This window comes from Rhodococcus sp. BP-316, from assembly GCF_019836105.1.
GTDB lineage: Bacteria > Actinomycetota > Actinomycetes > Mycobacteriales > Mycobacteriaceae > Rhodococcoides.
In genome coordinates this window covers 470,689-485,413 of the sequence record NZ_JABUEE010000001.1, presented here as the reverse complement: position 1 = coordinate 485,413, position 14,725 = coordinate 470,689, and the positions used below count along the sequence as shown (strand labels likewise).

At 69.0% G+C, this 14,725-nt stretch carries 11 protein-coding genes; 9 read left to right on the top strand and 2 right to left on the bottom strand.

All coding sequences use genetic code 11. The annotated features are described in order from the left end of the window. Position 1 precedes the first annotated feature (1 nt). Together HQ312_RS02230 and HQ312_RS02225 are read right to left on the bottom strand one after the other, a co-directional pair. Entirely contained in the window at positions 2-1,171 is a 1,170-nt protein-coding gene (locus HQ312_RS02230; RefSeq protein ID WP_308123764.1) for an FAD-dependent oxidoreductase, read from the bottom strand. Then, a complete protein-coding gene (locus HQ312_RS02225; RefSeq protein WP_027505091.1) occupies positions 1,168-1,497 on the bottom strand; it encodes a bifunctional 3-phenylpropionate/cinnamic acid dioxygenase ferredoxin subunit in 330 nt (109 codons plus the stop codon). The genes HQ312_RS02230 and HQ312_RS02225 overlap by 4 nt, the downstream gene beginning before the upstream one ends. Positions 1,498-1,709: 212 nt before the next feature. Between HQ312_RS02225 and HQ312_RS02220 the strand changes: the two genes are divergently transcribed. The 9 genes from HQ312_RS02220 (at position 1,710) to HQ312_RS02180 (ending at position 14,706) form a co-directional block, all read left to right on the top strand. Next, positions 1,710-4,184: an FAD-dependent oxidoreductase gene (locus HQ312_RS02220; protein WP_222637678.1), complete on the top strand. Its 2,475-nt coding sequence runs from the start codon at positions 1,710-1,712 to the stop codon at positions 4,182-4,184. Then, positions 4,181-5,323 (top strand): N-methyl-L-tryptophan oxidase, encoded by a 1,143-nt coding sequence (gene solA / locus HQ312_RS02215; RefSeq protein WP_222637677.1) that lies wholly within the window; start codon positions 4,181-4,183, stop codon positions 5,321-5,323. Before HQ312_RS02220 ends, solA begins: the two co-directional genes overlap by 4 nt. Then, a complete protein-coding gene (locus HQ312_RS02210; protein WP_222637676.1) occupies positions 5,320-6,477 on the top strand; it encodes an aromatic ring-hydroxylating dioxygenase subunit alpha in 1,158 nt (385 codons plus the stop codon). The genes solA and HQ312_RS02210 overlap by 4 nt, the downstream gene beginning before the upstream one ends. Before the next feature lie 23 nt (positions 6,478-6,500). Beyond that, positions 6,501-8,030, top strand: a complete 1,530-nt coding sequence (locus HQ312_RS02205) for an aldehyde dehydrogenase family protein (protein ID WP_222637675.1) — start codon at positions 6,501-6,503, stop codon at positions 8,028-8,030. 30 nt (positions 8,031-8,060) lie between these two features. Beyond that, entirely contained in the window at positions 8,061-9,605 is a 1,545-nt protein-coding gene (locus HQ312_RS02200; RefSeq protein ID WP_027505096.1) for an APC family permease, read from the top strand. Further along, on the top strand, positions 9,602-11,119 hold the full coding sequence (locus HQ312_RS02195; RefSeq protein ID WP_222637674.1) for a GMC family oxidoreductase: 1,518 nt from the start codon (positions 9,602-9,604) through the stop codon (positions 11,117-11,119). The genes HQ312_RS02200 and HQ312_RS02195 overlap by 4 nt, the downstream gene beginning before the upstream one ends. Further along, entirely contained in the window at positions 11,097-13,001 is a 1,905-nt protein-coding gene (locus tag HQ312_RS02190) for a DUF294 nucleotidyltransferase-like domain-containing protein (RefSeq protein WP_222637673.1), read from the top strand. The genes HQ312_RS02195 and HQ312_RS02190 overlap by 23 nt, the downstream gene beginning before the upstream one ends. A gap of 31 nt (positions 13,002-13,032) precedes the next feature. Beyond that, on the top strand, positions 13,033-13,866 hold the full coding sequence (locus tag HQ312_RS02185) for an IclR family transcriptional regulator (RefSeq protein WP_037185313.1): 834 nt from the start codon (positions 13,033-13,035) through the stop codon (positions 13,864-13,866). A gap of 120 nt (positions 13,867-13,986) precedes the next feature. Continuing rightward, on the top strand, positions 13,987-14,706 hold the full coding sequence (locus HQ312_RS02180; RefSeq protein ID WP_222637672.1) for an AMP-binding protein: 720 nt from the start codon (positions 13,987-13,989) through the stop codon (positions 14,704-14,706). Positions 14,707-14,725 lie beyond the last annotated feature (19 nt).

Sequence of the window (14,725 nt, the reverse complement as noted above, 5' to 3'; positions counted from 1 at the left end):
ATCAGGCCCCGAGACTCTTCCTCATCCTGGTGAACGATCGGGCGTTGTTCATCGCCAGGACGGCGACGACGTCGTCCGCTCGCTCGTACACGGCGACGAACGAGCCGGCCTCCGGGTCGCCCTCGACCACGCGCACCGAATCGGTCGACTGGCGACGGCCGGCGAACTGGATGCGAGAGCCGTACTGGTCCGACCAGAAATACGGAACACCGGACGGCGCGGGCTGCGCCCCCACGATCGACCGCGCCACTCGCCGAGCCTGGGTGACCGCGTGCGACCAGTGTTCGCTGCGATGGTGGTCCTGCAGCACCTCGTCGAACGCGCGAGCGCAGTCCCCGATCGCGTAGACGCCCGGAACGGTGGTGCGGCACTGCGCGTCGGTGACGAAACCGCCGTCGATGGCGAGACCGGACGCTGCCGCCCACTCCGTGTTGGGGATCGATCCGATTCCGATCACCACGACGTCGGCGGGCAGTACCGTCCCGTCCCCCAGCAGGACGGAGGTGACGGCCCCGTCGCGGCCCTCGAGAGAGTCGACGGCGGCGCCGAGCAGGAGGGTCACGCCGTTCGCACGATGCAGATCGACGCAGACCTCCGCCATCGTCAGGCCGAGCGGGCCGGACAGGGGAGCGGTGGACGCCTCGACGATGGTGACGGAGATGCCGAGGCCGGCGGCCGTGGAGGCCACCTCGGCTCCGATGAATCCCGCGCCGATCACCACCATGGTGGTCGCCGTGGCCAGCGACGAGCGCAGTGCGGCGGCGTCGTCCAACGTGCGCAGCGTGTGGACGCCGCCGAGGTCGTCGGCGCCCAGCAGGGTCCGTGCGCGCGCGCCGGTCGCGATGACGACGACGTCGGCACTCACCTCCCGCCCGTCCGCGAGCTCCACGCTCCGACCGGTCATGCCGACAGCCGGTGTCCCGAGCACCCAGTCGACGTCGAGCGCATCGGGTTCGGGAACGAGCCACGGGTCGGGAGCCGATCCCTGCAGGAAGGCCTTGGAGAGGGGCGGGCGATCGTACGGCAGGTGGGGCTCGTCGCCGACGACGGTGACGCGACCCGTGAACCCGTCCTCGCGGAGAGCGGTCGCGACGGTCGAGCCCGCGAGCGACGCCCCGACGACCAGGACGGAGTTCACCGTCTCGACGTCGGGCCTGTCGGGGGTCGTCACGAGCCGGGGAGGTCGAGCACGACCGCGCCGTCGACGACGTGCACCGCATAGGTTCGAACGGGAGTCTTCGCCGGTGTGCCCGAGGGCGCGCCGGTCCGCAGATCGAAGCACGACTCGTGGAGCGGGCACTCGACCGCGCAGTTCTCCACCCATCCGTCGGCGAGCGAGGCGTCCTGGTGTGTGCACGTGTCGTCGATCGCGAAGAGGCCCTCCTCGGTGTGGAAGACGGAGATCGCGGTGTGACCCGGCGGGGTGACGGTGGCGACCTCGCCGACGGGGAGGGCCGATGCGGAGCAGACGGCGACGCGATGAACGGTGTCCGGCATGATGCCTCCCGCAAGTGTGACGGTGTTGCGTCGATCGCAACTGTGATCGATCTGCGCAACAGGATGCACCAGGACGATCCACCACGTCAATCGCTGCACCGGTGTGTCGAACCACAGCGTGCCGGGTTGACAGCCCGGCCCGAGGCGTCGAGTCTGTGTTGCGTAAACCACCCATCGTTGCGCTGATCGCAACAGGTCCCAGGGGGACGCTCGTGACACCTCGTATCGTCGTCATCGGCGCCGGCATCGTCGGGACCTCCCTGGCGGACGAACTGACCGCCCGTGGGTGGACTGACGTCACCGTGCTCGACCAGGGGCCGCTGTTCTCCACCGGCGGATCCACGTCCCACGCCCCCGGGCTGGTGTTCCAGACGAATCCCTCGCGCTCCATGGCCCACTTCGCGGCCTACACGGCCGACAAGTTCCGCGCACTCACGCACGACGACGGGCCGTGCTTCGACACGCTCGGCGGCCTCGAGATCGCGACGACCGAGGCTCGGTGGACTGATCTGCAACGCAAGGCCGGGTGGGCGCGCTCGTGGGGCATCGAGGGACGGCTCGTCGACGCCGCGGCCGCAGCGGCTCTGCACCCGCTCGTGGACCCGGACGTCGTGCTCGGCGCGTTCCACACTCCGAGCGACGGTCTCGCCCGGGCGGTGCGGGCCGCCGAGATGCAGGCGCGTGCGGCGCAGGCCCGCGGGGCGGTGTTCCGGGGGGACAGTCCGGTGACCGAGATCCTCCAGGCGAGTGGACGTGTGACGGGAGTGCGGACCCCGCACGGCGACGTGCCGGCGGATATCGTCGTGTCGGCCGCGGGCTTCTGGGGTGCCGAGCTCGGGCGCACGGTGGGCCTCACGGTTCCCCTGGTCCCGATGGCGCACCAGTACGCCTACACCGGACAGATCGAGGCGCTGGTCGGCCGGAACACCGGTGCGACGGACGCGAGTCTGCCGATCCTTCGTCACCAGGACGGCGACCTCTACTACCGGGAGCACGGGGATCGTCTCGGTATCGGCTACTACGGCCACGACCCGATGCCCGCGGACATGGGCGCGCTGTCGTGGGACGCGGACGGTGACGCGTCGTCCGTGGCGCCCCCACCGATGCCGTCGATGCTGCCGTTCACCGAGGACGATTTCGCGCCGGCCTGGCGTGAGTCCGCGAGAGTGCTTCCGACGCTGCGGGAGTCGAAGGTCGAATCCGGATTCAACGGCATCTTCTCCTTCACTCCCGACGGTCACTCGATCGTCGGGGAGCACCGGGATCTGGCCGGCTTCTGGGTGGCGGAGGCGGTGTGGGTGACGCACTCCGCCGGTATCGCGCGCGCTCTCGCCCAGACCCTGATCGACGGCGCCTCGGAGATCGACCTCCACGAGTCCGATCTGTATCGCTTCGAATCGGTCGAGCGCAGTCCCGCCTTCATCGCCGCGACCAGCGCGCAGGCGTTCGTGGAGGTGTACGACATCGTGCACCCCCGCCAGCAGCGCACGGCGCTGCGAGGACTGCGGCGCAGCCCGTTCCACGCCGCGGAGGTCGCGCTGGACGCCCGCTTCGTCCAGGGCGGAGGCTGGGAGCGCCCCGCCTGGTACGAGAGCAACGCGGGCGAACTCGCGGCGCTCCTCGAGACCGGGTTCCACCTTCCGGTCCGCGACGAGTGGTCCGCGCGTCACTTCTCCGACATCGCCGTGGCCGAGGCCGCGGCGACGCGGAGCCGGGTCGCGATGTACGACATGACACCGCTCACCCGGTACGACGTGGAGGGACCCGGCGCAGCCCACTTCCTGCAGCACCTCACCACCAACGACGTGGACACCGCGATCGGCCGTGTCACCTACACGCTGATGCTCGACGAGAGAGGCGGGATCCGCAGCGACCTCACGGTCGCGCGACTCGGCGCCGATCACTATCGCGTCGGAGCGAACGGTCCACTCGACCTCGATGCGATGCTGCGCCGCGCCAGGGCGGGAACGCCCGACGGTCCGGTGACGGTGCGGGACGTCACCGGAGCGACGTGTTGTGTCGGAGTGTGGGGTCCCCGTGCCCGCGCGATGGTGGCACCGCTGGCCGACGCGGACCTGGGACACAAGGCCTTCGGCTACTTCCGCGCCGTGCGGACGTACGTCGGTGCGATTCCCGTGATCATGATGCGGGTGTCGTACGTCGGCGAACTCGGGTGGGAGATCTACACCGACGCCGAGTACGGCGGCGCCCTGTGGGACCTGTTGTGGGAGGCCGGGTCCGATCACGGGGTGATCGCTGCCGGCCGGCTCGCGTTCGACAGCCTGCGACTCGAGAAGGGGTACCGCGCGTGGGGGCACGACATGACCTCCGAGGACACCCCGGCCGACGCGGGCGTCGAGTTCGCCGTCAAGGACGCCACGGACTTCGTCGGTCGGTCGGCCCTGGCCGCTCGGCCCGCGACGCGACGGCTGCGGACTCTCGTGTTCGACGACCCGGACGCCGTGGTGCTCGGGAAGGAGCCGGTCTCGCTCGACGGCACGGTCGTCGGGTACGTCACGAGCGCGGGATGGTCGGCGACCCTCGGGCGGTGCGTCGCGTACGCCTGGCTTCCGCTGGACACTCCACTCGGCACCGCGGTGTCGGTGACCTACTTCGCCGCCGCACTGGGTGCGACGGTGTCCGACGACGCGGTCGTCGATCCCGCCGGACAGCTGATCAGGAGATGAGCCACGTGAGCTACGACGTCATCGTCATCGGACTCGGCGGCATGGGCAGCGCCGCCGCCTTCCATCTGGCCGACCGCGGACAGCGGGTGCTGGGACTCGAGAAGTTCACCCCCGCCCACGACAAGGGATCGAGCCACGGCGGATCGCGGATCATCCGGCAGTCCTACTTCGAGGACCCGGCCTACGTCCCGCTCCTCCTGCGGTCCTACGAACTGTGGGACGAACTGAGGAGCATGTCCGGGAAGGAGGTGCATCGGATCACCGGAGGACTGTTCCTCGGGCGCGAGAGCTCGGTGACGTTCTCGGGCTCGCTGCTGGCGTCACGGCAATGGTCGCTGCCGCACGAGATCCTGGATGCCGCGCAGGTGCGCGAGGCGTTCCCCACCTTCGATCCCGACCCCGACGAGGTGGCACTGTTCGAGGCCGCCGCGGGTTTCGCGAGGCCTGAACTCACCGTTCAGGCCCATCTGGACCTCGCCGAGAACCGCGGTGCGACATTGCAGTTCGGTGAGACGGTGCTCGGCTGGGAGGAGTCGGGGGACGGCGTCACCGTCACCACCGACAAGGGAACCCACACGGCGGGCCAGGTGGTGATCTGCCCCGGTGCCTGGGCGCCGCAGTTGCTCGAGCAGTTCGCGGTACCGATCGTCGTCGAGCGCCAGGTACTGCACTGGTTCGGCGCGAGCGCCGGTACCGCCGCGTACGAGAGCAATCCGATCTTCATCCACGAGGCCGCGGACGGTATGCAGGACTACGGTTTCCCGGCGATCGACGGTCCCGACGGCGGCGTCAAGGTGGCCTTCTTCCGCAAGGGCATCGAGTGCACGCCGGACACCATCGACCGTACGGTGCACCCGCACGAGATCGAGGCGATGCAGACCCGGGTGCGGCAGACCGTGCCCGGCCTCGACGGGCCGAGCGTGCACTCCGCGACGTGCATGTACTCCAACACTCCGGACGAGCACTTCGTCATCGCGCGGCACCCCGACGCCACCAACGTCACCGTCGCGTGCGGGTTCTCCGGCCACGGTTTCAAGTTCGTGCCCGTCGTCGGTGAGATCCTGGCCGACCTCGCGACCACCGGGACGACCGCGCACCCCATCACCCTCTTCGATCCCCGCCGATTGGTGACCGTATGACAAGCGCCGCGCCCCGCACTCAGTCGTTGATCCCCACTCTCCCCGGATCCTGGTACACCAGCGCGGAGACGTTTCTGGCCGAGCAGGAGCACGTGTTCGAGACGATGTGGTTCTGCGCCGTCCGGAGTGCCGATCTCGCGGCACCCGGCGCCTTCCGCCGCGTCGACGTGGGCCGCGAGAGCGTGCTGGTGGTGCGCGGGCGTGACGGGGCTCTGCGCGCGTTCCTCAACGTGTGCCGTCACCGCGGCGCACAGATCTGCACGGAGGAGTCGGGCCAGGTCAAGCGTAATCTGCAGTGTCCGTACCACGCCTGGACGTACGGGCTGGACGGGAAGCTCGTGGCCGCTCCCAATCTGTCCGCGTTGTCGGACGGGTCCGGTGCCCCGCTCGACCGTACGGAGTGGGGTCTGATCCCCGTCGCGCTCCGGGAGTGGCTCGGCTACGCGTGGCTGTGCCTTGCGGACGAGCCGCCGTCCTTCGAGGACGAGGTGATCGGCGCGGTCACCGAGCGGCTCGGCGACCCGACGGCCATCGACCGGTACGACATGCCGTCTCTCGAACTCGGTCGCCGCGAGGTCTACGACGTGGCGGCCAACTGGAAGCTGATCGTCGAGAACTTCATGGAGTGCTATCACTGCGCCACGATCCACCCGGAGCTGACCGAGGTCCTCCCCGAGTTCGCGGACGGGCTCGCGGCCCAGTACTTCGTCGGCCACGGTGCGGAGTTCGGCGCGGAGATCGACGGATTCACCGTGGACGGGTCCGCGGGGTTCGGCGCCCTGCCGACGCTCTCGGAGGATCAGGACCGGCGGTACTACGCCATCACGATCAAGCCGACCGTCTTCGTCAACCTGGTTCCCGACCACGTGATCCTGCACCGCATGTACCCGGTGTCCGCGGACCGCACCGTCGTCGAGTGCGACTGGCTGTACACGCGGGACGTCGTCGAGTCCGGCCGCGACGTCAGCCGATCGGTCGAGTTGTTCCATCGCGTCAACGTGCAGGATTTCGACGCATGTGAGCGAACCCAACCGGCGATGAGCTCACGGGCATACCGTGACGGTGGCGTTCTGGTGCCGGCCGAGCATCACATCGGGCTCTTCCACGACTGGCTGGCGGAACGCCTGCGGGAGGACGGGCGCCTGCAGGGGTGACCGATCGGTGAAAGGGTGGGGCAGTGAATCAACAGACCGAGCACGACGTCGATCCGACACTGTTCGAGCGCGTTCTCCTCATCGGGGGTGAGTGGGTCCCTGCCACCTCGGGGGAGACCCGAGACTGCATCGACCCCGCGACCGGTCGCGTCCTGGTGTCGGTCGACGAGGCCTCGCCGGACGACGCCCGCGCCGCCGTCGCCGCGGCCCGTGCCACCTTCGATCGCGGCGACTGGCCCGCAACCCCGGTCGCGGAACGCTGTGCGGTGCTCGACCGCGTGGCGGATCTCCTGCAGCGCGACAAGGAGCGACTGTCGGTCATCGAGACCCTCGACACCGGGAAGACGTTGGCGGAGAGCCGCATCGACATCGACGACGTCACCTCGGTGTTCCGGTACTACGCTCAGCTCGCCGCCGTCTCGAGCGATCGTCTCGTCGACGTGGGTGATCCTGCGGTCATCTCGCGCGTGGTGCACGAGCCGATCGGTGTCTGCGTGATGATCGCGCCCTGGAACTACCCTCTGCTGCAGATCTCGTGGAAGATCGCGCCTGCGCTGGCTGCCGGCTGCACGATGGTGCTCAAGCCGAGCGAGGTCACCCCGCTGAGCACCATCGCGTTCACCCATCTGCTGGAGGAAGCGGGGGTGCCGGACGGTGTCGTCAATCTGGTGCAGGGCAGCGGCGCGACCATCGGGCCGGCGCTCACGGACAATCCGGACGTCGACTTCGTGTCGTTCACCGGTGGACTGGCGACCGGCAGCGCGATCCTCGCGAGTGCCGCGCCGCACGTGACCAAGGTGGCGGTGGAACTCGGGGGCAAGAATCCGCACATCGTGTTCGCGGACGCCGCCGACGAGGACACGTTCGACGCCTCCGTCGACCAGGTGCTCACCGGCGTCTTCCTGCACTCCGGCCAGGTGTGTTCGGCCGGAACACGTCTCATCGTCGAGGACTCGGTGGCGGATCGGTTCGTCGACGAGATCGTGCGCCGCGCCGAAGCCATCCGGATGGGACCGGGAACGGACCCGTCCAGCGAGACGGGGCCACTGGTCTCCACGACTCAGCGCGACAAGATGGAGGCGTTCGTCGAGACCGCCCTCGCGGAGGGTGCAGTTCTGCGCACGGGCGGCCGCGCACCGTCCGATCCGGCTCTGGCGGACGGAAGTTACTTCCTGCCCACGGTGTTCGACCACTGCTCTCGTGAGATGGACATCGTGCAGCTCGAGACGTTCGGGCCCATACTGACCGTCGAACGGTTCACCACCGAGGAAGAGGCACTGCGACTGGGCAACGACACGGACTACGGTCTCGCGGCCGGTGTGCGCACCACCGATCCCGAACGCGGCGAACGCATGGTGCGCGGGCTGCGACACGGAACCGTGTGGCTCAACGACTTCGGGTACTACACGGCCGCGGCCGAGTGGGGCGGTTTCAAGAAGTCGGGCAACGGGCGCGAACTCGGGCCCGCGGGACTCCACGAGTACCAGGAGACCAAGCACATCTGGAACAACACCGCAGCACCTCGGGCGGACTGGTTCGGCACCACCAGCTAGTTTCTTCCATTCTCACGTGAGCGAGGCGACATGGTGTCTTCCACTTCCGACGTCGAGGACGGCGGTCTCGGCGATTTCGGATACAAGGAATCTCTCGACCGCAGTCTGGGCAAGTTCGCGAGTTTCGCGGCCGGCGTCAGCTACATCTCGATCCTGACCGGCACGTTCCAGCTGTTCTACTTCGGATTCGGGTCCGCGGGCCCGGCTTATCTGTGGTCCTGGCCCATCGTCTTCGTCGGGCAGATGGCCGTGGCGCTGTGTTTCATGGAACTCGCGGCCAAGTATCCGGTGGCGGGCTCGGTCTACAACTGGGCGAAGCTGCTCGGCAGCCGCATCGTCGGATGGTCGTCGGGGTGGCTCATGCTCACCGCGTCGATCGTCACGTTGTCGGCGGTGGTGCTCGCCCTGCAGGTGAACCTGCCTCGGTTGTGGTCCGGCTTCCAGCTCATCGGGGACGGCACGGGGGAGTACGACTACGCCACCAATGCCGTCGTTCTCGGCACCATCATGATCGCGTTCACGACTCTGGTGAACGCCGCGGGCATCCGGTTGATGGCGCGGATCAACAGTGCCGGCGTCTTCATCGAACTCGTCGCGGCCGTGCTCATCGCCGTGATCCTGGCGTTCAACATTCAGCGCGGCCCGGAGATCTTCTTCTCCACCAACGGATACGGAACCGAGGAGAGTGCCGGGTACCTGGGCGCGTTCCTCGTGGCGTCGCTGGCGTCGGGCTACGTGATGTACGGCTTCGACACGGCGAGCTCGCTCGGTGAGGAGACCGTCGAACCGCGGCGTACCGCCCCCAAGGCGATCCTGCGGGCCATCCTCGCGTCGTTCGTCATCGGCGGCGCCATCCTCGTGTTCGCCGTCATGGCGGCGCCGGATCTGAACGATCCCGAGCTGGGCACGCCGCAGGGTGGACTGCAGTCCATCGTCACCTCGGTGCTGTCCGGACCCCTGGGAACGGTGTTCCTGATCTGCATCCTGGTGGCCGTCACGGTGTGCTCGCTCGCGGTGCACACGGCGGCGATCCGCCTCACCTTCGCGATGGCGCGCGACAACGCGCTGCCGTTCGGCGAGCGGCTGGCCACCGTGCATCCGAAGTACCAGACGCCCGTGGTGCCCGCCGTCGTGATCGGTCTGCTCTCGATCCTGATCCTGGTGATCAACGTGGGGCAGCCCAAGATCTTCACGGTGCTCACGTCGATCGCGATCATCATGATCTACCTGGCGTATCTGATGGTCACGGGACCGCTCTTGAAGAAGCGACTGAAGGGCGAGTGGCCGCCGAAGGACCTGAAGGAGGGTGGCTACTTCACGATGGGTCGCTGGGGTCTGCCCGTCAACATCTTTGCGGTCGTGTGGGGCGCCGGTATGGCGCTGAATCTGGCGTGGCCGCGCGAAGCCGTCTACGGGACACCCTGGTACAACACCTGGGGTGCGTTCGTCTACATCGGTGTCATCCTCGGGCTCGGATATCTGTGGTACTTCACCGTCGGTCGCGGACACATCGGTACGTTGACGTCACACGCAGCGACCACCACAGCGGGTACGGCGGAAGGCGAGAAGGTATGACGGACGCGATCTTCGACTACGTCATCGCGGGCGGTGGAACAGCGGGATGTGTTCTCGCCGCACGCCTCAGCGAGGATCCCACCGTGACCGTGTGTCTGGTCGAGGCGGGACCCACGGACGTCGGGAACGACGACATCCTGGTGCTCGACCGGTGGATGCATCTGCTCGACTCCGGCTACGACTGGGACTATCCCGTCGAGCCGCAGGAACGCGGCAACAGCTTCATGCGCCACGCGCGGGCGAAGGTGTTGGGCGGCTGCTCGTCTCACAACTCGTGCATCGCGTTCCATCCACCGGCCGGGATCCTGGACGACTGGGAGGCCATGGGCGCCACGGGCTGGAACGCCGAGTCGATCCTCCCGTACGTCTCGCGCGTCACCGGACCGGTGACGCTGCGGGACGTTCCGCCACTCGATCCGTGTGGTGCCGCCGTCCTCGAGTCCGCGGCCGGCGTGGGACTGCCGACCGTGCAGTTCAATCGCGGTGAGACGGTGCTCAACGGGGCCGGCTGGTTCCAGATCAACTCGTCCGACGACGGGTTGCGCATGTCCACCTCGCACGCGTACCTGCATCCGATCATGGCGACGCGCCCCAATCTCGAGGTCCGCACGGGTTGCTGGGTCAGCGAGATCGTCATCGACGACTCGCTCACGGCCACCGGAGTGCGGTATCAGCGTCCTGATCTGACGGGGCACGACGTCGTCTCCGCACGCCGTGAGGTCATCGTCACCGCGGGTGCGATCGACACTCCGAAACTGTTGATGCTGTCGGGAATCGGGCCCTCGGTGCACCTGCGCGAGATGGGGATTCCGGTGCGTGTCGACTCGGCGGGCGTCGGCGCGAACCTCGACGACCACGTCGAGGGCCTGGTGTTCTGGGAGGCGTCGAAGCCGATGGTCACCACGTCGTCGCAGTGGTGGGAGATCGGCCTGTTCGCCACGACCGAGGACGATCTGACGTGTCCGGACGTGATGATGCACTACGGCAGCGTGCCGTTCGACATGAACACCCTGCGCTGGGGCTACCCCACCACGGACAACGGCTTCTGCCTGACTCCCAATGTGACACAGGGCCGTTCACGCGGAACCGTCCGACTGCGCTCACGCGATTTCCGTGATCGCGCCAAGGTCGATCCGCGGTACTTCACCGACAGCGAGGGGCACGACGACCGCGTGATGCTCGCGGGTCTCAAGCTCGCTCGACGCATCGCCGACCAGCCGCAGCTGAAGGACTGGATCGCCCGCGAGTTGGCGCCGGGGCCGGACGCCGTCACCGACGACGATCTCCTCGACTACGTGCACCGCACTCACAACACCGTGTATCACCCGGCCGGCACCGCGAAGATGGGTGCCGCGTCGGATCCGATGGCGGTGCTCGATCCCGAATTGCGCGTCAAGGGCGTGCACAATCTGCGGGTGGTCGATGCGTCGGCGATGCCGAAGCTGCCGGCGGTGAACCCGAACATCACGGTGATGACGATGGCGGAACGGTGTGCCGACCTCGTCACCGGCTGACACGCTCGCAGAATTCCTCGCCGGTCACTCGCCGTTCGACTCGCTGACCAGAAGCGATCTCGCCGATCTGGCGGCGACGGCGTCCACCGCCGCGTACGCGGCGGGCGACGTCGTGGTCGGACCGGGCGTCGACGACATCGACGCGGTGTGGGTGGTGTGGTCCGGCAGCGTGGACCTGCTGCACCCCGACGACGTCGACGGCGCCGCGCCGCTCGACACGATCGAGCCGGGTGGGCTGTTCGGCTTCTCGGCCATGCTCGTCGGTCTGCGCACGACCTTCACGGCGACGGCGGCGCGGCCGTCGGTCGTCGTGCGCCTGCCGGGTCCGTCCGTGCGACCGGTGTTCGCGAGCCCCGCGGGCGTGACGTACCTGGCTCGCACGATCGCGCAGTCCTTCGGCGGCCGGTCCATCGCCTCACCGAGTCCCGACGGCGCCGGTCTGTCGGCGGCGCCCGGCGGCACCGCGGCCGCCCTCGTGCGTCGTGCGGCGGCGACCGTGGACGCCGACACCTCGATCCGCGACGCGGTCTGCCTGATGACGGAGCGCGGGTCGTCGTGCGTGGTGATCCCGACGACGCGGGGCCGGTACGGCATCTTCACCGATCGAGACCTGCGGACGCGGGTGGTCGCCGCCGGTGTGCCGGTGGACACACGGATCGGATCCGTCATGACAGTGCCCGCGGCCGTGGTGGACGCGGACCGGACGCCCACCGGCGTCCTGCTCGAGATGCTCGAGCTCGGCGTGCAACACATGCCGGTCGTCGATGTCCGGGGCGGTCTGGTCGGTGTCCTCGAGAGCGCCGATCTGCTGGCCAACTCGACCACCCGCAGCTTCTCGTTGCGTCGGCACGTCGAGGCAGCTGTGTCCACCGACGCGTTGATCGGGGTGAGTGCGGGTCTGCGTCCGCTGATCGTCGACCTGTGGCGCACCGGGACCACCGCGGGGGCCGCGTCCGGGATCCTGTCCGTGGTGGTGGACGCCCTCGTCCGTCGTGCCGTGGAGCTGGCGATCGCGGCATCGCCGACCCCGCTGCGCGGCCGAGATCTCGCGTGGTTGTCGCTGGGAAGCGTCGGACGACGGGAGGCGATGCCGTCGTCCGACGTCGACAGCGCGTTGTCGTGGAGCGACGGCCTCGCCGGCCGAGAGGAGGCGCTCCGCGGCCTTGCCCGCGCCGTGCACCGCACGCTCGACGCCTGTGGACTGCCCGCCGACACCAACAACGCGATCGCGTCCAGCCCCCGCTTCACCCGATCGGCCTCCGCGTGGCGCGCCGCCGCGAGCGGCTGGCTCGACGACCCCCTGGGCGATCGCGGCATCGTCATGTCCTCGCTCCTGGTCGACGGCCGGGTGGTGTGGGGCGATCCCGATCTCCACTCGGTTCCGGACGCGTACCGCGAGATGGCCGTCGAGCATCCCGAGGCGCTGCGGCTCCAGCTCCGCGATGCGCTGGCCACCCGAGCACGGGTGCGGTCGGTGCGGGACGTGCTCGCGCGGCGCGGTACGACGGTGGATCTCAAGTCGCACGCGGTGTCGCCGATCGTGAACCTGGCGCGGTGGGGCGGTATGAGTCTCGGCGTCGCCTGCGCGTCGACACCCGCCCGGCTGACCGCGGCGGCGGGCAACGGATTGCTGTCGGAACCGGACTCACGCGTGCTCGTCGACGTGTTCGAGCGGCTGCAGCACCTGCGTTTCGGCCATCAGGTGAACTGCCTGAGCGACGGGCGCACCCCGACGGACGTCGTGGCCCTCGGTGAGCTGACACCCCTCGAGCGCAGCATGGTGATGGACGCGATCCGGGAGATCGCGTCGGTCCAGCGCAGGGTGGGCCACGTGGCGTCCACCGTCGGTGTCCCCGTGCCCCGCGCGGTGCGCGACCGCTGACACCCGGTGCCGGATAGAATCGGACACCATCATGGCTTCTTCCGAGATCTCCGTGTCCGACACGTCCGGCACCGACGACGGCGACGACGCGGGGAGAGCGGTGACGCGCGGTACCGCGGTGCAGTCGGTCGACCGCGCTCTCGAGGTCCTCGAGATCGTCGCTCGACTCGGGACGGCCGGTGTCACGGCCATCGCCGACGAACTCGGGGTGCACAAGTCCACCGTCTCGCGGCTGCTGGGGGTGTTGGACGCCCGCGGCTTCGTGGAGCAGGTGGGTGAACGGGGCAAGTACCGGCTGGGGTTCACCATCGTCCGCCTCGCCGGGTCCGCGACGGCCGAACGCGACCTCGCGAAGGCAGCGCAGGGCATCTGCGACATGTTGGCCGAGAAGGTGGGGGAGACCACCAACCTCGCGGTGCTCGACGAGGACCGCGCCGTGAACATCGTCAAGGCTCGGTCCGAGTCCGAGGTCGCGCTGCGTACGTGGGTGGGCCAGGGCAGCCCGGTCCACGCCACGTCGAGCGGGAAGATCCTCCTCAGCGGACTGTCGCGGGACGAGGTGCGTCGGCGGCTCCCGTCCCGGTTGGACTCCTTCACGGAGACCACGGTGACCTCGTCGACCGCGCTGGAGCAGGAGCTCGAGGCGGTGCGCTCGCGGGGCTGGGCCTCAGTGCGTGAGGAACTCGAGATCGGTCTGAACGCGGTGTCCGCGCCCGTGCGTGACCACACCGGGGACGTCGTGGCTGCGCTCAGCGTCTCGGGTCCGGCCTACCGGCTCGAACCGGACGACTTCGCGTCCGTCGCGGCGGACGCGATGAGTGCGGCCCTCGAGATCAGCCGCAAGCTGGGATACGGCGGCGACTGACACCATGACTTCTCACAGTCTCGGCGGTGAGTGTTACGAATGGAAACATACTTCAGGTATGGTTACGGAGTCCTTGACCTGATCGCCGATAGTTTCCTCGGCAGTTGGCGGTGTTGCGGTATGACCGGTCTCCACCCGCGCGGCGTGCTCGACGCACCGCCGTCGTCGGCGCTCCAGAGCGGTGTCGTCGCCGCGATCGACGCGGTGGCGCGGCGGAACCCGTCGAGTCTCGCGCTGGTCTCACCCGCCGACTCGATCACCTACGGCGAGCTCGCCGTGGCCGCCAGAAACCGCGGAGCCGCGCTGCGCCGTGCCCACGCCGGCGACCGCGTCCCGCTCGCCGTACTCGCCGACGGCTCGGTCGACGCGGTCACCTCCGTCCTGGCCGTCCTCGCCTCCGGGCATCCCCTGTTCGCCGTCGACGCCGAACTTCCCGACGTGCTCCGCGCGCACGCCTGCGCGGCCGTCGGTGCCGTACCGGCCGCGTCGGTGACGTTCGATGCTCGTCGCGACGCCGTCGTGGATCACGAGGGTGTCTGGTGGGAGTCGCCCGCCTGGGATCAGGGTCTCACCGAAGCCGGCCGGCCCACCGCACTCGACACCTGGCGGCCCGCCCTCGTCGCGCTCGGTCCGGGCACGACCGGACGCGTCACCGTCACGCACGAGGAGTTGGCCGCGTCGGTGTCCGATCTCGCCGTCCGTGCGGGTCTCGCGCCGGGCACTCTCTTCGACCTGTCCCACCCGTCGGCCTCGGTCGCGGGTCTCGTCGGACTTCTGGCCGGTCTGGTCACCGGCTGCACCGTCAGCGCGCCCGGACGGGGATTTCCCGCGGCGGTGTGACACCCGGGCTTCCGGTGCG

Coding starts and splice junctions, on each gene's coding strand:
- HQ312_RS02210 (WP_222637676.1), top strand. CDS start 5,320: ATGACAAGCGCCGCGCCCCGCACTCAGTCGTTGATCCCCACTCTCCCC.
- HQ312_RS02225 (WP_027505091.1), bottom strand. CDS start 1,497: ATGCCGGACACCGTTCATCGCGTCGCCGTCTGCTCCGCATCGGCCCTC.
- solA (WP_222637677.1), top strand. CDS start 4,181: ATGAGCCACGTGAGCTACGACGTCATCGTCATCGGACTCGGCGGCATG.
- HQ312_RS02200 (WP_027505096.1), top strand. CDS start 8,061: ATGGTGTCTTCCACTTCCGACGTCGAGGACGGCGGTCTCGGCGATTTC.
- HQ312_RS02185 (WP_037185313.1), top strand. CDS start 13,033: ATGGCTTCTTCCGAGATCTCCGTGTCCGACACGTCCGGCACCGACGAC.
- HQ312_RS02195 (WP_222637674.1), top strand. CDS start 9,602: ATGACGGACGCGATCTTCGACTACGTCATCGCGGGCGGTGGAACAGCG.
- HQ312_RS02180 (WP_222637672.1), top strand. CDS start 13,987: ATGACCGGTCTCCACCCGCGCGGCGTGCTCGACGCACCGCCGTCGTCG.